A 22,143-nucleotide genomic window follows, 5' to 3' on the forward strand; every position below is an offset into this window, starting at 1 on the left:
GTTCGAGTCCCGTCTTCCGCTCAATCTCTAAAAAGACAGTTTAGAGACAACACAAGACAATACCTTTCAAATTACTCTGTAAACAAGAAAGTTGCGAAAAATATTTCATCAATAAGTGACGACTTAGAAACGAGCAAAGTTCGTAGATCCGCTTTACTATTCTGCCATACTCAAAGAGCGACTTAATGCGTGTAAATATATACATTATCCTTATATTGCCAACTTTTTCAGTATGATTTTTAATAAATACAATTTCCCTGACAAATTCAATTAACGATTACGCCTTTCATATTCTGCTAAATTCGTATCTTTACAGGGGATTTATAATCAGGTGCTTATGGTCGATTATTTTCTAACAATACGATTAATTGCTGCCGTTGTAGTATTAATAATGGGTATTTGTCTGTTGGCTGTTTATGTGCCAAAAGAAGCCGCCCTTAAAAGCTACCGCATTTCACGCGTATTGCTGGCTATCGCATACATCGTTCTTTCGACTGTCGGTCTGTCACAGGCATTTCACTTGTTAAAGCCCGAAGGAGGATCATTGCTGCTGGCCATTACTTTGACCATCGCCCCGCTTCAGGCATTACTGTTTACTTCAGCTTTGATCACTCTGATCAACTCCCGATTCGTTACTGCACGCAAGATATGGGCTCAGGTAATCCCGATCTTGATTTGTGGTACAACGTTAGTTGTCATTTATTTCAAGTTACCACCAACTATTTTTCTTTGGGCTTGTTACGTTGTACTGGAGCTTTATTGCCTGCAATTGGTACTGCTAGTAACAGTCTTCCTGAGAGAATATAAGCGTTACCGTCAGAAACTGGACAACTTCTTTTCCGGTGATGAAGAGCGCAGGACGGTATGGGTGCGCAATATATTTTTTATGGCAACAGGCGTGGGCTTGATGGCAGCCACTATTCCACTGTTTGCAAGTCAAACGGCATATCTCATTTTTATTTTTTCTTACCTACTTCTGTATCCGTTTTTTGCGATTAAATATATCAATTACGTAAACCTGTTTCGTCGAATTGCTCCGATTGTTGATGCTTCAGAGGGTAGAACTTCTCGTAATTATTCAGACAATCAGGATATTTCGGCAGCCATTGAATCCTGGATACACAGAAAAGGGTTTATACAGCAGGATATAACGATGGAATCGCTGGCCAGCGAACTGTGTACCAATCAATCTTACCTTTCGCGGCATATCAATGCCCGATTCGGTCAGAATTTCAAGGCATGGATCAATTCTCTGCGCATTGCCGAAGCCCAGAAATTATTAGACAACCATTACAACCTGTCGCTTATAGAGGTTGCCGAGCAGTCGGGTATTCCCAGTAACAGCACTTTTTACCGCAATTTCGTTGTCGTAACGGGCATGACTCCGGCCGAATACCGGCGGCGAAACAAAGTTGAAGAGAAAGATAGTAAACGAGTCTGAAAGTTGATTTCAGGCTTTTTTTTATCTGCGATTAACAAAAAATCCCAAAACAGGATATGATTTTTACGTGTTTTGGGAATTTTTGTTTGGGCAGAACATCGTAGTTTTGTGTATTATGTATTTTCTATCGTAAATAATATGCTCGAATTCGATTACTTTAAACTTGTATGGCTAATGTCGGGGGGGGCTCTGGTGCTGGGAATTTGCCTGTTGCTGAAGAGCTATCGCATTGCCAGACGATTCGCATCTTTAGCTTACTTTAACAGATACTGTCGGAAACTCGACCATTTTTTCTCCGATACCGAAAAGCGAAGACTGCTGTGGGTGAGAAATATATATATATTCTTGTTATCGTTATTGGCATAGCGGAGGCTCAGCGGTTGCTTGTCGAACAAAGCGATATCCCGCTTGCCTAAATTGCTAAGAAATCGGGCATAAGAAGCAGCAACACATTTGATCGCAATTTTGTCGCCGTAACAGGTATGACTCCGACAGATTACCGAAAGAGTTTTGATGCCGAATCTGATACGGACGCCTGATAGATTTTAAATACACACAGATTGTAAAGTGGGGCAATTCCCAAAATCCGACACAGAATTTAAGTTTTGGGAATGACTAAGCAAAAAATCCCAAAATTCGATGTCATATTTACTTGTTTTGGGAGGAACGGTCTCGCAAGGAGGCTGTAGCTTTGTATAGCGCTCCTGTTTAACAACGTTCACATCTGAAATTTCAGCACCAAAATTAATAAACATTATAAAGAATGAGAATAAAATTTTTATTTGCGACATTTTTTTTGCTCGGTGTTTTGACGGCATTCGGACAGACCCCCGGCAACCAAACCCACAAGCCCGTCGATCCGAATGGCGATACGATTGTATTTAAATTCGTTGCCGACAACGACACCTTCTACATCCCCTATCTGGGTAACGGAGACAAGTTAGAAGAACTGTTTACAACTATCGACCGATATAAAGTGTTGGTTGCCAATGGTACGGTGAGAATAAACGTAGCGGGTTACTGTTCGTCCTATGCAACGCAAAGCGAGAACTTCAAATCGGCTGCTATACGTGCCAACCGTGTAAAGTCGGAACTGATCGTGCATAACGGCATCAAGGAGGAGAATTTTACCACTACCATTCACGCATTGCCTTATGAGGGGCACAAGTCTGTTGTGGTTGTGACGCTGCGCGTATCGCAGATTCAGCCCGTCGTGGAAGAGAGACCGCAGTCCGACCCTAAGCCGGAACGTAAACCTGAACTTACTCCACAGCCTGAGCCTGTGGTTGAAGAGCCAAAACAGGAGCCACGGTCTACACCTGCGCCCGATTCTGTGCCGTTAGAAGTTAAGAAAGAAAGTAATTACGATCTTAGCCTGCGTACCAACCTGCTGTATGATGCAATGTTAGTTCCTAATCTTGGACTGGAGTACCGCACAAACCGCATCGATGTGAAGCTTGATGCCGGGGGCGGCTACTGGGGCGACGAACATGGAAAAGTACAAAAACTATGGTTCGTGAATCCGGAACTGCGCTACTATATGGACAATGCCCGACGCTTTTATGTGGGTGCGGGAGGAAACTACTCCAAATACAATATATATAAAGGTATGGTTGGCGGTCTGTTTTCAGACGACACCGGCTATCAGGGTTCGATGTGGAACACGGGAGCAACTGCAGGCTATCAATTACCGTTAGGGCATTCGTTCGCTCTGGACTTCAATCTCGGGTTGGGCTATAACAGTGCAAGCTACGATACATTCAATGTTGTCAACCAAACCCGTGTCTACAAAGAGCGCGACCAGAGCAAGAATTTCTTTGGGCCGACTCAGGCGGGAGTATCGCTAATCTGGAAATTAGCGAAATAATTATGAATTACGAATTAATAATTACGAAATATATATGAAAATAAGAATTAGCAAACGAAATCTGACCGGCTGGGGAGTAAAATTTTTTACTTTTCACTTTTCATTTTTCGTCCTGTTGGGCTGCAATGTCCATGACCCGATTTATGAAACGGCGCATCCTCAGCACGGAAAGATAACGCTGACCACCGACTGGTCTAAGATGGGCGAAGGCATCACTAAACCGGCGAGTTACACAATCGAAATCGGTGAACATAAGGCTACCGCTAACGCAGACAAGCACATCATCGAACATTTGTTCGACGCGGGAATATATCGCGGTTACTTCTACAACACGGCTGAGCATATCACCGTGTCGAATGGAATTGCTACTATTGGTGTCATGACTCGTGCCGCGAGCACTATCGAAGCGCTCCCGGGTTGGTTTTTCAGCGCAAGCGATGAAGTGGAGATAAAAAAGGATACCCATCACGAGTTTACCACCGTTATGACGCAGCAAATACGTCAGCTGAACATAGAACTGACTGTTACAGACGGCGATATTAACAATATAGAATTAATAACAGCCTCGTTGAGTGGAGTAGCCAACTCAATGAACTTGAAAACCAACAGCTATTCGGGAACAGGTCTAAAGGTTATCCCGCTATTTATCCGGAATGGCAACAAGTTATCGGCCTCGGTACGTTTAATAGGATTAACTACCGAAAAGCAGGAATTAATACTGGACATACACTACAAAGGAGGAGCCAATCAACATATAATATCGGATATAAGTCCTCTACTCGCGAGCTTCAACAATAATGACAAATATAAGCCTCTGGGGGTAACTGGCAATATGGAAATTTTTACAGCCATTGGAATTGAATCGACGATAAAAGGCTGGGCAGTACAGGATGAGATAGCATCTGAAATAGAACCAAAATAGACATGAAAATGAAAAAGACAGTAATAGCACTGAGTATAGCGTGCGTTTGCGGATTTACCTCCTGTTCGAACGACGAGGAAGTAGACAATTCGTACAAAGAAGTGAAAATAATAACATCTGTGAGCGGAACCACAAAAGCCGCTATCGACCCGGTCACAGGTGGAGGTAATCTGGAAAACGGGGATAAAATTTTATTACTCGCAGACAAACTGCCGCATACTATAAGTTTTAGTGATTATACAATCGGCTCTTCAAAACTCCACTGGGATAATCTGATTTCAGGCGACTATTCAGGCACACAATGGTCTGAAGACTTTCTGTTGGCATTAGGAGAGCCACCTTACGACTTCATTGCATACTATCCCAATGTTACTTTTTGGCAAATAGCAATTGATGGATTCAATGCCGCCACAGCGACAAATCCCGATCTTTTGGGAGCTAAAATTGCAGGAGTAGCGAAAGGCGGGACAGTTTATCTGACTTTTAACCATCTCATGCACAAGCTGGTAGTAAGCCTGTCAAGCAATGATTACACCGAAAGTGAACTGAGTAGTGCCACTGTCGGTTTGAAAAACCTCTTCTCAACGGCTTCAGTAAATTATACAGATGCCACCATTAATTATGCGTCTGCTTCCGGTACCGATGCCTATCCGCATAAACAGGGAGCAAGCACGAGTCTTATCGTAGCGCCTCAGAATCTCCCTGCCGTAGGTACAGACCTGATAGAAATCACTTTGAATGGAAAGACATTCACTTATAAGATTCCCACCGGACTGACCATACTAGAAAGTGGCAAAATGCTGACGTTTAACCTCAACCTGAAAAAAGGTAGCGGCGTTGTGGAAGACACGGGGAGTGACTATAGTCAGGGAGGAGGAATTTCATGGAACTAAGAGAGATGAATAGAAGAAATCAATTAATTAAGAAATTACAATGAAAAATATATATACACTTTTATTCTTTGTCGGCATTCTATTACTGAATGGATGTAATAACGATGAAGAGGTTGTGCCTCGGCCCAAAGGAAAAAACTTCGCCCCACAACTGAAAGCAACCGTTGAAGAAAACCCGACAACCAAATCGGGGGTGATAGAAAATAACGACTATACCCAAGGCGAAAAATTTTACTGGAGCAATAAAGATGCCACCACCGTGTTTTTTAGAAACTCAAGCATGACGGATGCCACTCAATACAAAAGAATGGACTATGAAGCAAACGTTGCTCAAGATGTACAAAGCAAGAATTGTTCATTCGATGTTATCCAGTCCGAAAGTATCGATAATGGCCAATACACGGTCTATGGATTCTTCCCGGCAACGGCCTGGGATATTAGAACCAGCTATGCATCTTTTCTTGAAGCAAATATACCTGCTTATCAAATACAAAACCAAGCTAATTCTACGCATTTGGGTGCATATATGTTGATGAAAGCACAGAATACTGTAACAGTGGATGGCAGCAACCCTATTAATCTGGTATACAAGCATCTCGCCTCGGTACTACGTTTTGCAGTATGGAATAATTCCGGCAACAATAATTTGAAGTTGGCAAATATTAATGTAAAACTCAGTTCCGGCAAAGCAGTGTTTGCTACAAATGCTAAATTAACTGATATTAATGCTGCTTCGCTTACTGTTACTAACTTTTCGAAAGTTCCGGCTCTGACTTTACAATTAACAGGTGATGCCCGCAATTTTTCTACTAAAGACGGAAAAAGCCAATGTGAAGGCTATATGGCTGTGTTGCCTACAAACACAGACGTTTTCGTGAATTCCGGCGATGTAATCATTGAACTATCCCTCACAGATGGAACGAATAATTACCTTGTCACTAAAACTTACAATGTAGGAACTAATCTCTATTTTCTTTCAAATGGCATAGAACAAGGCAAAAGCTATTACTTTCAGTTGAAGATAGATGCTCTCGACTTGATTAATATGATAACCGGTACATCTTACACTGTGGGCGATTACTGGCCTGACGCAACCAACCCCGAAGGTGTCGTGTTCTGGGTGAAACCGGGCAGTTTGGGTGCTCAGGGCAAAGTGGTGGGGCTGAATGAAACCTATGTCTCACAATGGGGTGCTGATAATGACGAACAAGCAGCCGGCGTAATAGGCATCCGCAGCGTGACAGACGGAGCAACGGCAACCAGGAGCATGATTGCCAAATATAAGAGCAGCGGAACATTTGCATCAGATTATCCGGCGTTCTACTACATTTATAATACGGTGAATGGAGGTAACGAGAACGGTGCTTGGTACTTACCTGCGCGTGATGAACTAAAAATGCTTTTCGCTGGGTATAGCGGCAAAAAATATGAGAGTATTGTGAATTGGACATCGAATAGTATGCCGGACTATGATTCATCTGAATGCGTGGCAGCCCGCACAGACTTCAACTCACATCTCACCGCAAAAGGCGGAATGGCTATTAACGGCAGCGGTAACGCAGTCAGCGAGTGGTATCTGTCTTCATCGGAGATAAGCGGATATGGGAATTATTATAGTTTTAATTTCGCAATGGGTCTCTATTCTGCGGATCCCAAAAACTATGATGGTAATATCCGCTGGATAAGGGAATTTTAAATATAACAATCATTCACAATTTTAATTTATAAACAAATGAAAACAAATAAGTACTTATAACTATTAACCTGAAATGTTATGGCAATGCGGGGTTCGAAAGAATTCCCGCATTGTTGTAATATGATAAATATGTAATACAATGAGTGACCATATAACAAATAATGAGGAGAGTATTGTCATTTGCATAATTAATAGTAAAACAAACTTTCCAAAAATAATACACCTGAAAGCAAACGAAACAGAGTTTCTTGATCATATCCATAAATCAAACTACCCATACAGTATATTGGAAAATACGGAGGCTTTGTTAGTTTTAAATATACTAATAATCAGATACTTATTTGTTGGGGTGCCCGCCGGATTCAGAAGGATTGCCATCTATTCTATCATTACAAATCCAGCCCAGTTTTTAGGATCATCAGGATGTTTCGTTCGTAGTTTATGCAGAGTTACCGAGAAGGCTTGTTTTATATCCATCTCCTTCGACCAGTTTTTATAAAATTCAGTTATTATTGTAACGGTCTCTTTATCCGAAACTTTCCATAATGAAACAATCATCGATTTCGCTCCTGCAAGTCGAAAGGCTCTTTGTAAGCCATAGACACCCTCGCTGTAATCTACATCACCAAGCCCTGTGTCACAAGCTGATAATACTATAAGGCCTGTATTTGAGAGGTTCAGATTTGATATTTCATATGCAGTCAAAATACCATCATCCGTATTTGCCGCTTGTATCTCTCCGTTCCAGGTACTATTTGCTCCCGAGAAAAGTAATCCACAGCGCATTAACGGATTATCTGACCGTTTGTAAAATTCATTAGATTCCGGTAGAGAAAGTTTTTCTGCAAGAGGAAAATAGTATCCATGTGTCGAAATATGTAATAATGCAGGAGCATTCTGCTCTAAATTCGCTTTCAGTGTGGTTTCCGTAGCATTTTTATCAATGTAAGTGGCTACATTCCAATCCATATCCGATAGGATTTTGCCGATTTCCTCCACTTCCTGTTTCGAACCCGGTAAATAATCGAATCCTTGCCCACGGACAACTGAGTTGCCAAAATCTTCTGTTGCTAAACCAAAGTCAGCTCCTCCAAATAGGATTGCCCGCCTGTTGGAGAATTGTTGTCTATTACTTTTTAATGAGATAATATCTTTTGAGGATAAAACAGTGTGTATGGAATAGTGATCCAAAAGATACTTTCCCTTATGTCTAAGGGCTGCGAATGGTACAGAATTCAATAATCCGGTTGGCGATATATAGACGTTTCTAATTCCATGCAAATATTCATCTATCGGGCTCCAAACAAGATTATATAGTGCGTCAAAATCATAAGCGGATGAGTGGAGCACTTTTTTCAGATCGCTTTCGGTACATTGTGTCAACATCCCTATCTCGGTTTGTGCCCCGTTTTTCCTAAGAATCAATGCGGTGTATATCCTTTCTGCAATTCCTGTCGAATCCGCAACCTCATAAGTAATAAATTCAATAGCTGCTTCATGATCTGCTAAAGAAAGGGCGACATCGTTCCACACCGTTGAAAAGCTTGCTTGTAATTGTTGGTACTCTTTTGATTGCACCATGAGTCGTTTCTCAAGAAGTCTTATCGTATCGGTATCGCTTTGAGGATTATTTTTTAATGCGGATAAGCTATTCCAATCCGCAATAAGTTGTTTATTATTACTTTCAAGAATGGATTGCCGTACGGCTTGAGATGAACTGAGGAGCAGATTTTTGGAAAACAACTCGCAATCGTATGCCAGATATGCGAGTGCAGTATCTTTGCTTTTGTAACGGTCGGCAAAACTTTGGCAACGTTTAATTCCATGATTCAATGTCTTCCAATATAATTCGCGTTCATTCTCGGTCATGAATGCAAAGTTGCTGCTCACACGTTCTTTGGACAATTCCAGAAATGAAATAAACGATTGTTTGGCTTGCTCAACATCTCCTGTTAATTCATAATTAATGGACGAGTTCAGAAGAATATTGTGATATAGCAAGCCTTCTTCTCCGGAATTTCTCTCCACTGCGACAAGTAGCGAATCAAATATGATTCTTGCTTGAGCGTGTTTATTTCTTTCATCGTAAAATGAAGCTAAGTTGCTTAATGACAAAGAATAGCTTTCATTTTCTCCTATTAATCTTTTCTTTTTTTCGATTACTTCAATAAGCCTTTTTTCTAATACAGTATCTTCAACAGATTGAATGTTAAACAATACTCGATTTACATTGTTGAGCAGTGCCAGCTCCAATTCGGTATGCCCTCCTTCAATAGTAGCCAACAAGGAATCTGCATGCAACAATATAGGATAGGCTTTTTCAAATTCTTCCTTACTGATATGTATGTTCGCCAACACGTTGGATAATCTGACATACTCTATCGAATTCAGACCGACAGTTTGGGTTGTTATTTCCATAGCTTCTGTTACGGCTTGTATGGCTTTGACATAGTTCCCTGTCTTCAGGTATAAAGCAGCAAGATTGTTTAATCCTCTTACTATCTCCGGATGATTTTGCCCATGTAGCGCTTTGCTTATTGAAAGTGATTTTTCAGCTACCGATTCTGCCTTTTCATATTGTCCCGTCTTGCTGTATAGCACGGAGAGTCCGCTAAGCGAATGGATATAATAATTGTGTTTTTTCCCAAATGCAGCCAACGATAGTGCTGACGACTCTAATAGTGTCTGTTCCGCCTCATCATATTCACTCAGGACGACCTGAAATCCTCCCAGATTGGTAAGGGCTGCTATATAATTGGGATGCTCTTTGGGATAGCTGCTTCTGATAGCTGTAATATATTGCTCCACATATACTTTTGCCTCGGGATATTTGCCCATTGTCGCATATAACGAGCTCAGACACATTAAACCGCCGAAAGACAACGGTTCAGAGGCAATACATCCCAATTCTACAGACTTTTTATAGTACTGTTCAGCTTCTGAAAATTCACGAGTCATGAATTTTAGTGTTCCTAAATCTATCAACGAAGTAACGTAAGATATGTCATCAGAACCTTTCAATTCTAATTTTATTTTTGATGCCTGTACTAAAGCAGTTTCCGCAGCCTTAATATTTCCGGAAAAAGTATAATACACTCCCAAAATATTCAAGGTTTCGGCATACTCCATACTGCATTCTCCCGCAACTTGTTTTTTTATAGAAAGGGAGGTTTTAAGCATCTCTTCGACACCTGCATATAATTGTTGTTCGATTCTGATTTTTCCTAAGTTGCTTAACACTTTTGCATATTCCAAACCGGATTCGCCATAATACTTCTTCGATACGGGAATCATTTCATTGTATATGGAATCGGCAAGAAAATATTTTCCGGCATCTTTATAAATAGTAGCCAAATCTTCTAATGTCCAATAATCGTCTTTATCGCCTATTAGCATTTTCGATTGTCCGTATACCAGGTTGATACCGAATATGAGAATACCGGTGGCAACTATTCTCTTTATAATGTTCATTGTTAGAACCATTTTCTTGTATTCAATTTATTTAAGAGCCGATCAGCATCATTCGCATAAGGATTATTTTTATCATCAATTATACTCTGTAAGATAGTGGAACATCTATTCCGATCTTTAACTTTCAGGTATAGCAATGCAAGGTTCCATAAAGCATCACTCTTGAATTCAGAATCCACAGAATAGGCAATATATCCCAATTCTTTTATCGCATCGGGTTCTTTTCCTGTTTGTACTTTACACAATGCCACGTAGAATTTTATCTCTTCCGATACATCTTCTTCATCTGTCGTGATGCTCTCGAATAAGGATAAGGCTTCGGTGTAATTTCCCTGATTGTAGACGGTGACCGCTTGTTCCAGCAAATGTTCTAGGTCTTCATTCAAACCTCCTCCTCCTCGGCTGGGTACATATTCATACGCAACAAATGCAGAAAAACTACCATACAATTCTTCAGAAGAATACTTGGGTTGAAATCCAATATATAGTAGCAGGACAATACTTGCAGCTATTCCAATTGTTGCAGAGTAGTATAACCATCTTCTTTTTACAGGCGGCTTATGTCCGTTTTCAACATCAGCAATAATTGATTTGATTCGCTCTTCCGACATATTTTGCATGGCATCAATTGCATCAACTTCACCTTTACGTTCAAATCCGGTTATGATATGCCGCATGGATTCTACCTCCTTACGCAATTCCTCATTGCGAAGCATCTCTTCTTCAAAGTCTTTTCGATCTTGAGGCAGAAGTTTATCTAATAAATAGAGGTCTATTAATTCCTCCCTGCTTCTTCCTATTTCCATATTTCTTACATTAAACCGTCTTCTTTGAGCCTTGCAATCAATCGCTCTTTCAGTTTCTTCATACAACTCGACTTGCGATTTTTGGCTACCTGCTCATTTTTATAATTCATTATACCGGCAATCTCTTTCATGTTTTTCCGCTCCCAATAGAAAAGGCTTAATAACCGGCTACATGGATTTTCCATCGCAAAAACGACTTCATAGACTACTTCTTGTATTAGTTCTCCATCCTCAGAGTCGGTATCCGGCATAGAAGAGTGTAACTCTATCGTTGGCTTTGCATCTCTGAAACGGTTATAGGTTTTATGCTTTCCTATCCTAAAAAGATAGGTTTTCAGAGATGAAGTTATTGTTGTTACTTTACCATTGACTACGTTCTGATACATAGCAAGAAAACTTTCCTGATATATTTCTGCAGCATCAGCTTCCTGTATAGAATATGTTTTTGTAAAATATCTAATAAACATGTCTCTATACATATCATACAATTGTTTTATTGCCCGTTCATTTTTTGCAATAATATCATCAATATCTCTATTGTCATCTTTTCTATCTTGAGATTTTAAAGACCCTATTGTCATCGGTGCTTTCAAAATAAGGAGTTTGCTTTCTTCTTCTTCCGGCAAACATGGTTTGTATTTCGTTATTCAGTAACTCGTAAAACTCTGCATTGGATTTGCCTCTGCTCGTTTCTAAAACGCTACAGAGCGCATACGACAAAGAACCGTAATAAGTTGAATCAACTTTTGATTTATATTCATAGTTGATTTCATCAGGTTTACAGGCTGCAAATACGGTTATCGGAGCAAGATGTTTGCCATTTTGTAAATGCAGTGAAACAGTTTCACTATTTGGCATCTTAATTTGGCAACCCTCGGGAGCAAAAACATAGGAAGTGCCTCTTGCGTACCATTCATCATCTCCGTCCCTATCTGCAGTTCCGCTATGACACGCATCAAATACAACAGTCACATTCCCTTTTGATCCTGTTTTCTCTCGTATTTTATTGATGAAAGCACCCAATTGATCATCCCTTAAGTGGTTCTCGCCTTCGTAAACACCCTTGGCGTATCTTCTTCGGGCGTCATAAGGAATCAATGCTTCATCTAATCCATCGGGTTCATCCCCGTTATCATCAATCATTTGTTGTCCATGACATGAAAAATGAATGTAGATATAATCCCCTTTTTTCGCAGTATTACACATTTTCGATAAGGCTTTCACTATATTATCTTTTGTAGCTTTCTCATTCAGCAATACCTTGACATCAGCCTCTTTATAGCCATAACGTTTAAGCATTGGCAACACAAGCTTATAATCGTTAGTTGCATGAATTTGATTCCAACCGCTATTAGGTGGATATTTATCTATGGCAACAAATAAAGCCTTATTCGTTTGTGAGTATAAACATGAACAAACGAATAAACAAAATATTAATGTGTAGAATGATCTATACATCTTTTTCTAACCTGAAAAGCACAAATATACGGCTATTTTATGAAAATATTTATTATTGCAAGGTTACCTTTTGTCCTATTAGGGTACTAAGTATAATAAAAGCATGATTTAAAGCATAGCAACAGCCCAGTAGAAATTAAAACATTTTTTGTAACTTTGCCCTTGTCTATCAAGACAAAGAACATGTATAGTGTTTGAAGTTTATTCTATCAGACAAAATCTGGTAAATTTTAGTTTCGAGTATAGAATAAGCGATTTTCTCACAGTCATAAAATTGTGGCGTGGGCTGTTGCTTGTTATTATACTCGAGGTTTACCAGAGCCTGTCTGATAATAGTAAGTTTAACATGCCCACGCTTTTATTTTGTAATTTAATATGGATCTCGATCCAGCAACAATAATCGGTAAAACTATTGATTGTATTACAGATGCTGATAACAAAGTGGTCGTTTATGAATTTATTTTAAATAAATTAACAATATAAATCAGTAAATTTTATGAAAAAGAGAATGTTATTTAATTTTTTAGCAGTGTTGGTTATTTGTTTTTCCTTCTTGGCATGTGGCGATGACGATCCGGTGACAGATAAAAATATTATCGTATCAAATCAAGAACAGTTAACGCAAAGTGTCTTCGCCGATGATTTAAAAGGAAATAATGATGTGAATTTTACAACCAAGGGGGCTTGGACCTCTTCCATTTCGGAATCAGATACAAATGATTTGAGAAATACTTCATTGAAAAGTTCCAGGAAATCTTCTCCCGAGTGGATTTCAATTACTCCCGATGCCGGAAAAGAAGCCAGAGATTATACGATTTCTATCAATCTTACAGAGAATCTAACCGGAGCAGACAGGACAGCAATTATAACAATCGTTTGTGGAGATACTCAAATTACGATTACCATTACACAGAAAGCAACCAAGGAGGATGGTACAACCCCAAAAGAACCTGATGCTGACGAAGAGATACCCCAAGATTTACAAAACGCTCTAACAAGATTTCTTGAAGAAAATAATGAAATTTTTATTACCAACAACTATAAACAATACAATTACAATATTTCAAGATGGGAAGAAGTGCAATATGTGTTGGCATTCAATAGAAATGCTAAAAAACTATACGCAAAGGGCTTTATAAACGACAAAGTAACACAATACATTGAAGATAAAACAGTATATACTATCAATGGAACAAAAAAACAAACGTTTAATGTATTGACCGAAAATATCTGGAACACAAACTCTATTTCCTATTATACCAAACGAACCATTGAATTGATAGGTAGAGTTGGCATAGGATTAACCAAACATGTGTGGACTTTGAGCGGAAACACCTACACTGGAAGGTATTATCATTCCGATTTTGTGGATGAGATAAACTTTTCGCTTACCAATGGAAAAATCACTGCGATTACTTCAAACAGAACCCAATCAAGCCAAGCGCCTTATATCTATCAGAATGATATATCAATAGGATATAGTATAAACCCGACAACGGTAGCCAATATATCGAAGGCAGAATTTACTCCGATTGAACAGTGCAATATAAAGTTTATATGGGGAGAGGGATTGGGCGAAACCACTTTTTTCACAGGGCATGAATATGGTATAGACAAAAGTTTCGGGTTGTATCACGAAATTTACAGCACTACCTTGATGAGTGAAGATGTTAAGCTATTTACTCCGTCATTGCAAGGCAAAACCATTGTTGGGTATTATAGTGATGCTGATTTTACAGATGGAGAAACTTACCTTCATTTTTTCCAAGACAAACCGTTGTATGTCTCGGATAATACTACTGAAATATATGTGAAGTGGGGAAACGAATAAAATGCTACAATATTAATTAAAAACGAATATCTATCATGAATATGAAAAACTTGATTTTATTTTTCTCTATTGCTATTCTGCTCACGGCTTGCGGTACTTCGTCCGACCCTATAAAAATAGCAGAAGAATTTACCACAGCGTATCTTAATGCTGATTATGATAAATGTAACAAGATGATGGAAGACGAAGAGTTTACCCCTTCGAAAGAAATGTCTTCAATGGAAAAGGCCGTGGTTAGGGCTATTAAAGAGGAAGCTAAAAAAATGGAATATATTTTTACTGTCGATAAAGAATCTACCAGTGTGAGCGAGGGGGGGGCTGATATATGGTTCGACGTGACTTCAGGTTCCGATCCTGATTTTAAAGATCTATTCAAGGTCGAACTCGAAAAAGACGACGACACAGGTAAATGGTATGTTGACAGCTATAAATCATTCTAACGGATAAGTCATATGAAACGAATAATCATCCTATCGGCTATCATCTCTACAATGTGGATGCAGCCTGCCTTTTCACAGTCTTTTTTTGAAAAGGCGCTTAAAAAAGTGGATAAAACGCTTGAATCTGCCGATAAATTGCTGAACGGCGAGAGCGATAAGAACAAAGAACAAACAACTGCAACACTGCAATCGCAGGCCAAACAGTCACAAACCGCAACAGAAAACTTTACGACCGATCTTACAAAAGCCTTTCTTACAGGAAAAGTCAAGACCATTGTTCAGCAGGAAATCTGGAGCGATGGCGAGACCCCACGTATCTCTACTTACTCTTACAATACAGATGGTATGATCGAGAGGTACGAAACCGAAGATGGCGTTATGGAGTGTTCGTACACTATGATCGACGGGCAGTTGCGTATAGTAGACCGTAAGATAACGCTATCCGATAGAGAATACGCTTCAATGCGGTGGGAGAGTGTCGTATATATGAACAATATTTTTCAGCGGTATCTCGATTATGAAAAGGGGCACTCTAAAAGAGAAACCATTATGTATCCCCGAATTAAGGGCATTCCCGAGGAGACGATAAGGTACACCTATCTCGACAGCGGAAAAATAGTCAGGGCGGATAAGACGGGAGATACAGGCCAGTTTGTACCTGCGCTTTATGTTTACGATAATAAAGGCCGTCTTGTTGCCGAATATATGGAGAATATGGATGGAGCGCCTGTCAGAGAATTAAAGTACGATGCACAGGGAAGGAAAATCTACGAAAAAACCGCGGATGGTAAGGTGCATCAATATACTTACAATGAGAAGGATGATCCGTCGTCGCACAAAATCACTAATACATACGGCGATGACGAAGATTCCGAAAGTGCGTTTACTTACTGTTATGATCATCATGGAAATTGGATCGAAAAAAACTGTACGTCGGCCGGTGAAACGGTATGCACCTATAAAAGAACGATAGAATATTATCAGTAAACTCAATACGAACTATGAAAAGAATTTTAATCCGAAGCGCGGCAATTTTTATCTTTGCGGCATTCTGTTCCGTCAGTGCATACACCCAGCAGGTTCGCGTGGCGCTCAAAGGTGACGCATATTTGCTGAAGAAGGGAGAATATATAGCTCTTGAAGTAGGGGGCAAGATAGTAATCGGTTTCGACGAAGAGTTTACCGGCATTACCTCCTCTGACGGCAAGTATTTCATAGCAGATTATGATGGCGAGGAGTTCTACATCTACGATCGCGCAGGTAAGGAGGTTGAATTGGGTGGAGGACTAACACAGCGTTACGATAAAATTGCCGTGATAGATGGAACCATAGTTGTCACAAAAAAAGGAGAAACCCGTTATTATTCCGGAGATGACCCTTCGGTCGAGATTAAAGCGCAGACTGCCAGCCATGACTTTTTCGACAAGGGGCGCGAGTTTAATCCTGAAAAAATGGCTCAGGCAGTAGCCTCAGAGCAGGCTAAATATCTCAGTGGTTTGGTCAGACCCGACGGCAAATTCGAAATCCGACCTAAGCCAAACTCAAATCGTCAGCAGATATTCGTAAACGGCAAGATGCTCCATGAAGCGCAGGAATATAAGGTCGTTTCCGATTCCGAATGGTGGAGTAAAACCGGTTGCTGGGCAATAATAGCTAAAAATTCAGGAAAATATGGTGCTGTCTTGCTTGAAGTGTATGAAGAAGACGGAAAAAAGGGAGAGTCTGTGTTACAGGTTATTCCCTACCAATATTCGTTCGTGTCGCACCACGGGGGCAATATGCTCAAATGCACCACGATATCAGGAGCTCCTCACTATTTCAACTTCAGTGGTTGGAAGTTTGATTTCAATTGGAAAGAATTTATACCTACCTATGTAAAATGGGTGCATAACAAGTCTTCTAATGAGTGGACACTCCAGAAGCAAGAAGAAAAAAAATAGTTCATTCGTTTTAATAATTATGGTGACTACTGTCCGGTTTAATTTCCCCATAGTGGCAGCAAAAGCTTAAAAGCTTCCGCATTCTCCTGGGAGGTACCGGCGTGGGGAGCGTCATTGCTGAATGTGCGTTGCGTTTTGGATTTGAGACAATAACCATTGTGGATGGCGATAAGGTGGAAGAATCGAACCTCAACAGTCAGAACTACCGGATGGAGGATATCGGCAAGCCTAAATCCGAAGCGTTGAAAGAATACCTGTTGCGTATTAATCCCGAGGCTCATATCACTTTGGTGAACAAGTATATAGACGAGGACAACGTGGAGGCTTTGGTAAAAGACCATGATGCGGCCATTAATTCGCTGGTTTTCCGGTCGGATATTCCATTTGTTTTTGATGGTTGGTGCCAGAAATACAATATCCCGGTTATCCATCCCTATAACCTCGGCTGGGGAGGTCTGGCCTTTGTGGTGACTCCTGCCGGCCCGCAACTGAAAGATTTTTACGATAAATGGGAGAACTTCGAAATCAATTTTATAGAGCACGTCATAAACTATTTTAAGACATGGGGACAGCCCAAACCGTGGATTGAGCACATCGTCACCCGGTATAAAGATGAAAAAGACACGCTTCCGCCGCCACAGCTCCCCGTCGCTTCGTGGATAGCCGCCGGATTGTGCGTGAACCTGTTGTTTTGTATTGCCACGGGGCAGCGGACAAAAATATATCCCAAATTCTATCTCTCGTCCATTATCGGTGACATGAATTAATCGGCGGGATTACGGGCCGATAGCAGTTGTAACCGCATAGCATGGCGTCATATCAATTTAAGCTGTATGTGTTCCATGTGGCAATTTGTAACAGGAAAGCCGCAAAAGTACGTTTTTATGGTATTTTTCAAAAAAATACACTTTTGTGTAATACATAAATGAAATAGAAATCCCATATTTGCATTGAAATATTTTCGAGGGAAACAACAAAAAATATGCAATGATGAAAATGAAGCAAAAAACATTGGGCTTGATTTTTTTATTTAGTCTTGTTTATTTAATACGGTAGCATAGTGACTAAAAGTGGCGTGCCTATTCATATCTTTTTAATCATTCTCTTAGTGATGCCGCTTTGTGCTATACAAGGTGTCAAGGCTTACGAAGTTATCCCTCCTGCATATTCCATGCTTGGGGAAGATACAACGTGCGTCAAGCCGTCCGGGCAGTCTTATCTGTTGCGTAACGAATGGGTAAGCCGGGGAATTGCTCCGGCTACGTTGCTGACAGCCGGCTTCCTTACCTGGGGAGAACGCAAGGACGTTCGGGCAGTGCGCAACCGGTATGTCCCGAACTTCTCGAACCGCATGGATGACTATCTGCAATACCTGCCGGTACTGGGAGTGGCGGGACTAAATATGGCCGGACAGCAAGGACGTAACGGTTGGAAGAGGCAGACCTTTAACTGGGGAGGCAGCATGCTTATAATGGGAACGCTGGTCAATTCTGTCAAATATACTTCTAAAGTGATGCGCCCCGACGGCACGAGCCGTAATTCCTTTCCCTCGGGACATACAGCCACAGCTTTCATGAATGCCACCTTCCTGCATAAAGAGTATGGCCATATAAATCCCCTATACAGCGTTGCCGGTTATGCGAGCAGTTCGTATGTGGGAGCTTCCCGGAGCCTCAATAACAGGCATTGGATATCGGATATCCTTGTAGGGGCAGCAATCGGCATCATATCCACGGAACTCTCTTATGCTATTGTTGATCATTTCTATGATAATAAGGGGGATTATTTTTCCGGCTTCATGTTGGAAGATGAAATCAACAAGCCCTCTTATCTCTCGGCACGGATAGGCTATTCGTTCGACGTGACGGATGCCGATCCCGAAGTGTTGGGCGTTGAATCGACTTTGGAAGGAGCCTATTATTTCAACCGGAGGTGGGGAATATCTGCTGAAGCTACCTTTGGGCATTATCCGCCGGGGCAAGATGGTAGAAATGTGGTGGACGACTTTGAACTGCCTGATGTCATCATCAGAAATCCCCGTCAGGATTTTCAATCGATGGGTATGTTATATTTCATGACGGGACCACAGTATGCAAAGTTTATGGGCTCTATCTTCCTTTTACAGGCTAAGCTGACAACCGGCATGACAATAGGAACAACCGGTGAGATGAGCCTTGTGGGAATCGCCGAGGATAAAGCGACCGGTATAAAAAGCGATATCACTCTTCCTTTTGTGGAATATAAAGCCCGGCCCGGTATAGCATTCGGCTCCGGGGTCACTTTCACGGCTATGATGACGCCACGGATCGGATTATCATGGTTTATCGATTATAAATATACCAAGTTGACCTTCGATATAAAACCTTCGGGGAAAACCTTTGGCGACCAGCTGGATTATATTCGGGAGAGAACATCCTTCAGCCTGAATAATATGTCGTCAGGACTGAGGTTTACCGCTTTCTTAAATTGAATCCATCGGTGTGGATTTTAAAGAGCATAAAAAAATCTTTCCCCCCTCCTCCTTCGTTCATCATTTGTGTATTTCCGCAATGAGTACAGGCATATATGCCCGGATGTTTTACTCCTTTTGTCTTTTTATCCGGATAATCGGGTAGGGACGTCCTTCAACGATCTTCTCCACCTTTTCGGAATTCTCTATCAATTTGGAATGGAGCTATCGGTTTTGGGCTGATAAATATTCCGGTCAAGATGTATTCGTTGTCAATAAAATACGTTTTTCCGAAGAGCCATAACGGCATATATGTCGTGCATGAAGAATACGATGCCGAAAATCACACTCCTTCCCACTCGAAAGTGACCAAATTGGCTGAAAAGAAATATAAAACTACCTCTTCCCGGGCGACGACGAAAAAAGCATCCTACGTCTTCTCATGAGGAACGGGAAAAAGTTTCCGGTTATATCAGGCCGATGTTGGCCATCTTGTCCAAACCTTTTAAAATTTCCTCCTCCGCAAAATAGATATCTTTTAATTCTTCAACGAAATTTTTTTAATTTTTCACTAATTTTTTCGTTAAAACGGGCGGTTTGTCGGTTTTTTGTAATATCTTTGCCATACAATTGGCCACGCGCTGATTGATTAATTGAGTCCATAATTAATAATTTTTGGATTTTAACCGGAGTGTAGTTGTCGGCTGCACTCCGGTATCTAATTTATTACATTGATTAGTTTGATAATTTGGATTACTTCACGTTATCTGTCTCTAGATCCGGATTTATTATCCGTCTTCTTGTCGGTGTGTGAAGTGGAGTCCCATTTGTGCCCCCTGTCATCGTTTGTTTTCTTTGAGTCCATAATTTAATTTATTTTAGTACTTGAGTCGGTTCAGATACAAGTATACAACTGTTTATGGAAAGAATTTGTTTTTTATAACCTTCAGAATTGAGTTTTATTAATAGGAAGTCATCATTTTAATGACGAAAGAGAGTTCCTATATTGCCAAGTAATAGATAATATACTTTTGTAACTCACTGTCCTCATTAATCTTATCTAACATATTTTCTCGATTTAATACTTCATCAACCGGAATTTTGTTCCATAGATCAGGATTAATGCGATAATCGATATGATGAAGATCCACCAACCGGTGATGGGATAGAGAAAGATAATGAGTGTTGAACAAATCAGTTGTGTCATACAATAGGTCATTGAGACTATCCGGTGATCCATTTTTTGTTCATTTGCCAGTATCTGGTAGAAATGCAATCGATGAGGCTGCATGATATTTTGTTTCAGGTATATTCGATGAAAAATAGTGCAGATGCCGTCTACTCCGTAGACCATCAGGAAGCCTATCCATATCAGGTTTTGGGTTTCAATAATCAATATCAGCAGTAGGGTTCCTATCCAGAAGGCGATGCTTACACTTCCCACATCGCCCGCAAAGCATTTCGCTTGTTTTCGGAAGTTGAAAAAAAGGAATACCCCCGAAGCCAGCAATGGGAAAATCAGGAAATTATTTTCGGTAAAAGTATAGACATAATTGTTCACATATATCATCGGAAGTAGCACAGCCAACGTATACAATCCCGTAATCCCATTGATCCCGTCCATAAAATTATAAATGTTTACAATCCCGATGAACAGGATATATGCGATGATAATATTCCACCATGGGTATACTCCGAACAAATTCACCATGAAGAATGTGCAGGTAATTGCCAGTAAATGGAACAGCAATCTGATCTTTTGTCCCAACCCCTTTACATCATCCCAAAAACTCACGCTTGCCATCAGTGTGATGCCGGCCAGAAACCACCATGTTGCTCCAGAAGGATTTAATACTGCATAGAGTAAGGCGGCTATCCAGTAGATAATCCCTCCTCCCCGCAATGTAATCTGCGTATGTGAACTGCGTTTATTGGGTTTGTCTATGATATTGTATTTATCCGCAATGCGGAAGTAAATAAGTTCAGCGACAAAAAGAATAATTATGGTGAATAGATATATCATTTTTCAATTGTAAAATTGTCCAACACATTTACCGGATGCCATCCCAATTCTTTTTTTGCCCTTTCATTAGAGAAAGTCAGCGATCCGGTAATCTTCTTCAATTTAATCGAATTGACAGGTGCTTTGTCTCCCAATAGATCTCCAATCAGTGCTATCGGCTTTGCCAGCCAATAGGAAATGGACAGGGGAGGTCTTTTTCCTAATTGTTTTGCGATAAGTATTTCCAGTTCCCGGAATGTAGGTTGTGTGTCATCACAAACATTGTATATGCCACCCTTTTCAATCAGCGATGGCAATAAACGGGCGATATCCTGCACCATCAGTATGCTTTTTCTTGCTTTTCCTCCTGCCACTGAGAAGTAACGTCCTGTCTGTATCCCTTTTATCATAGTAGCGAGGTTCCCCGGTGGATGAGGTCCTGCAATCAATGATGGTCGGATAATGCCCAATGTTACATTATGCCGTGCACACCATTCTGTGAGAAACTGTTCCGCCCGGATTTTACTTAATGCGTAAGGTGTATTTCCATTTAGCGGGTGTTCTTCGGTAATATTTTCTCCGAAATCCAGTCCATATACGGCTACAGTGCTGATAAAAATAAAAGCGTTTGGAATAGTCCTTTTTTCCAATGCTCTGCATAAGTTGACTGTTCCCTGATAATTCACATCAAAAAAAACTTTTTTTTCCGCTTCCGTCTTAGGCATACTATGTGCTTTCCCTGCCGCATGCAGAATTACATCGAACGATTCCTCTATTTCAGGGACAGTGGTTGCAAGATTAACCTTTATATCGTCATTATCCGAGAAGCCTAATGTTTTTACCTCATATATTGAATTTAACAAAGGCTTCACGTTATGACCAAGGAATCCCGATGCGCCGGTAAATAATAGTTTGTTCATAGACATT

General features: G+C 40.5%; 17 protein-coding genes and 1 pseudogene. 12 read left to right on the forward strand and 6 right to left on the reverse strand.

Translation table 11 applies throughout. The features are described 5' to 3' along the window. The first annotated feature begins 337 nt into the window (after window positions 1–337). From B4G81_RS00440 to B4G81_RS00460, 5 genes are all read left to right on the forward strand, one after another. Window positions 338–1,441: a helix-turn-helix domain-containing protein gene (locus tag B4G81_RS00440; RefSeq protein ID WP_294078876.1), complete on the forward strand. Its 1,104-nt coding sequence runs from the start codon at window positions 338–340 to the stop codon at window positions 1,439–1,441. A gap of 808 nt (window positions 1,442–2,249) precedes the next feature. After that, the gene (locus B4G81_RS00445) at window positions 2,250–3,308 is read left to right on the forward strand and encodes a DUF3575 domain-containing protein (RefSeq protein ID WP_294078879.1); all 1,059 of its coding nucleotides are present in this window, start codon (window positions 2,250–2,252) and stop codon (window positions 3,306–3,308) included. Between the two features lie 34 nt (window positions 3,309–3,342). Continuing rightward, entirely contained in the window at window positions 3,343–4,230 is an 888-nt protein-coding gene (locus B4G81_RS00450) for a FimB/Mfa2 family fimbrial subunit (RefSeq protein ID WP_294078881.1), read from the forward strand. An 8-nt stretch (window positions 4,231–4,238) separates the two neighbouring features. Further along, a complete protein-coding gene (locus tag B4G81_RS00455; protein ID WP_294078884.1) occupies window positions 4,239–5,123 on the forward strand; it encodes a fimbrillin family protein in 885 nt (294 codons plus the stop codon). 40 nt (window positions 5,124–5,163) lie between these two features. Next, window positions 5,164–6,819, forward strand: a complete 1,656-nt coding sequence (locus B4G81_RS00460) for a fimbrillin family protein (RefSeq protein ID WP_294078886.1) — start codon at window positions 5,164–5,166, stop codon at window positions 6,817–6,819. Window positions 6,820–7,197: 378 nt separating this feature from the next. On the opposite strand, the gene B4G81_RS00465 is transcribed toward B4G81_RS00460, so the two are convergent. The 4 genes from B4G81_RS00465 to B4G81_RS00480 all read right to left on the reverse strand — a co-directional run bounded on the left by B4G81_RS00465 (window position 7,198) and on the right by B4G81_RS00480 (window position 12,554). Beyond that, a complete protein-coding gene (locus B4G81_RS00465) occupies window positions 7,198–10,074 on the reverse strand; it encodes a CHAT domain-containing protein (RefSeq protein ID WP_294078889.1) in 2,877 nt (958 codons plus the stop codon). Between the two features lie 218 nt (window positions 10,075–10,292). Continuing rightward, window positions 10,293–11,096 carry a hypothetical protein gene (locus tag B4G81_RS00470; protein WP_294078892.1) on the reverse strand — a complete coding sequence of 268 codons (804 nt, stop codon included), beginning with the start codon at window positions 11,094–11,096 and terminating at the stop codon, window positions 10,293–10,295. 5 nt (window positions 11,097–11,101) lie between these two features. Next, window positions 11,102–11,722, reverse strand: a complete 621-nt coding sequence (locus B4G81_RS00475; protein ID WP_294078894.1) for an RNA polymerase sigma factor — start codon at window positions 11,720–11,722, stop codon at window positions 11,102–11,104. Then, a complete protein-coding gene (locus B4G81_RS00480; protein ID WP_294078896.1) occupies window positions 11,646–12,554 on the reverse strand; it encodes a caspase family protein in 909 nt (302 codons plus the stop codon). Before B4G81_RS00480 ends, B4G81_RS00475 begins: the two co-directional genes overlap by 77 nt. A 496-nt stretch (window positions 12,555–13,050) precedes the next feature. On the opposite strand from B4G81_RS00480, the gene B4G81_RS00485 reads away from it, so the two are divergent. The 7 genes and pseudogenes from B4G81_RS00485 (at window position 13,051) to B4G81_RS00515 (ending at window position 19,660) form a co-directional block, all read left to right on the forward strand. After that, window positions 13,051–14,385, forward strand: coding sequence for a BACON domain-containing protein (locus B4G81_RS00485; protein ID WP_294078900.1), 1,335 nt, complete (start codon window positions 13,051–13,053; stop codon window positions 14,383–14,385). A 35-nt stretch (window positions 14,386–14,420) separates the two neighbouring features. After that, window positions 14,421–14,825, forward strand: a complete 405-nt coding sequence (locus tag B4G81_RS00490) for a hypothetical protein (protein ID WP_294078903.1) — start codon at window positions 14,421–14,423, stop codon at window positions 14,823–14,825. A gap of 12 nt (window positions 14,826–14,837) precedes the next feature. Then, window positions 14,838–15,812 (forward strand): hypothetical protein, encoded by a 975-nt coding sequence (locus B4G81_RS00495; protein WP_294078905.1) that lies wholly within the window; start codon window positions 14,838–14,840, stop codon window positions 15,810–15,812. Between the two features lie 14 nt (window positions 15,813–15,826). Then, window positions 15,827–16,765 (forward strand): hypothetical protein, encoded by a 939-nt coding sequence (locus tag B4G81_RS00500; protein ID WP_294078907.1) that lies wholly within the window; start codon window positions 15,827–15,829, stop codon window positions 16,763–16,765. A 68-nt stretch (window positions 16,766–16,833) separates the two neighbouring features. Then, window positions 16,834–17,532: pseudogene (locus B4G81_RS00505) on the forward strand (ThiF family adenylyltransferase); the annotation flags it as partial. A 344-nt stretch (window positions 17,533–17,876) separates the two neighbouring features. Further along, complete coding sequence (locus B4G81_RS00510; RefSeq protein ID WP_294079219.1) at window positions 17,877–19,235, forward strand: phosphatase PAP2 family protein; 1,359 nt, start codon at window positions 17,877–17,879, stop codon at window positions 19,233–19,235. Window positions 19,236–19,474: 239 nt separating this feature from the next. Next, window positions 19,475–19,660, forward strand: a complete 186-nt coding sequence (locus B4G81_RS00515) for a hypothetical protein (protein ID WP_294078909.1) — start codon at window positions 19,475–19,477, stop codon at window positions 19,658–19,660. A 632-nt stretch (window positions 19,661–20,292) separates the two neighbouring features. Here B4G81_RS00515 and B4G81_RS00520 read toward each other — a convergent pair. Further along, on the reverse strand, window positions 20,293–21,237 hold the full coding sequence (locus B4G81_RS00520; RefSeq protein ID WP_294078912.1) for an MraY family glycosyltransferase: 945 nt from the start codon (window positions 21,235–21,237) through the stop codon (window positions 20,293–20,295). Next, the gene (locus B4G81_RS00525) at window positions 21,234–22,136 is read right to left on the reverse strand and encodes an NAD-dependent epimerase/dehydratase family protein (RefSeq protein WP_294078914.1); all 903 of its coding nucleotides are present in this window, start codon (window positions 22,134–22,136) and stop codon (window positions 21,234–21,236) included. The genes B4G81_RS00520 and B4G81_RS00525 overlap by 4 nt, the downstream gene beginning before the upstream one ends. Window positions 22,137–22,143: the final 7 nt, after the last annotated feature.

Origin of the sequence: Proteiniphilum sp. UBA5384 (assembly GCF_002410825.1) — a bacterium.
Classification (GTDB): domain Bacteria; phylum Bacteroidota; class Bacteroidia; order Bacteroidales; family Dysgonomonadaceae; genus Proteiniphilum.

What these genes read in the sequence shown, in the direction of transcription:
- B4G81_RS00440 (WP_294078876.1), top strand. Translation starts at nt 338, where the DNA reads ATGGTCGATTATTTTCTAACAATACGATTAATTGCTGCCGTTGTAGTA.
- B4G81_RS00450 (WP_294078881.1), top strand. Translation starts at nt 3,343, where the DNA reads ATGAAAATAAGAATTAGCAAACGAAATCTGACCGGCTGGGGAGTAAAA.
- B4G81_RS00455 (WP_294078884.1), top strand. Translation starts at nt 4,239, where the DNA reads ATGAAAAAGACAGTAATAGCACTGAGTATAGCGTGCGTTTGCGGATTT.
- B4G81_RS00460 (WP_294078886.1), top strand. Translation starts at nt 5,164, where the DNA reads ATGAAAAATATATATACACTTTTATTCTTTGTCGGCATTCTATTACTG.
- B4G81_RS00470 (WP_294078892.1), bottom strand. Translation starts at nt 11,096, where the DNA reads ATGGAAATAGGAAGAAGCAGGGAGGAATTAATAGACCTCTATTTATTA.
- B4G81_RS00480 (WP_294078896.1), bottom strand. Translation starts at nt 12,554, where the DNA reads ATGTATAGATCATTCTACACATTAATATTTTGTTTATTCGTTTGTTCA.
- B4G81_RS00485 (WP_294078900.1), top strand. Translation starts at nt 13,051, where the DNA reads ATGAAAAAGAGAATGTTATTTAATTTTTTAGCAGTGTTGGTTATTTGT.
- B4G81_RS00490 (WP_294078903.1), top strand. Translation starts at nt 14,421, where the DNA reads ATGAATATGAAAAACTTGATTTTATTTTTCTCTATTGCTATTCTGCTC.
- B4G81_RS00495 (WP_294078905.1), top strand. Translation starts at nt 14,838, where the DNA reads ATGAAACGAATAATCATCCTATCGGCTATCATCTCTACAATGTGGATG.
- B4G81_RS00500 (WP_294078907.1), top strand. Translation starts at nt 15,827, where the DNA reads ATGAAAAGAATTTTAATCCGAAGCGCGGCAATTTTTATCTTTGCGGCA.
- B4G81_RS00510 (WP_294079219.1), top strand. Translation starts at nt 17,877, where the DNA reads ATGCCGCTTTGTGCTATACAAGGTGTCAAGGCTTACGAAGTTATCCCT.
- B4G81_RS00515 (WP_294078909.1), top strand. Translation starts at nt 19,475, where the DNA reads ATGTATTCGTTGTCAATAAAATACGTTTTTCCGAAGAGCCATAACGGC.
- B4G81_RS00520 (WP_294078912.1), bottom strand. Translation starts at nt 21,237, where the DNA reads ATGATATATCTATTCACCATAATTATTCTTTTTGTCGCTGAACTTATT.
- B4G81_RS00525 (WP_294078914.1), bottom strand. Translation starts at nt 22,136, where the DNA reads ATGAACAAACTATTATTTACCGGCGCATCGGGATTCCTTGGTCATAAC.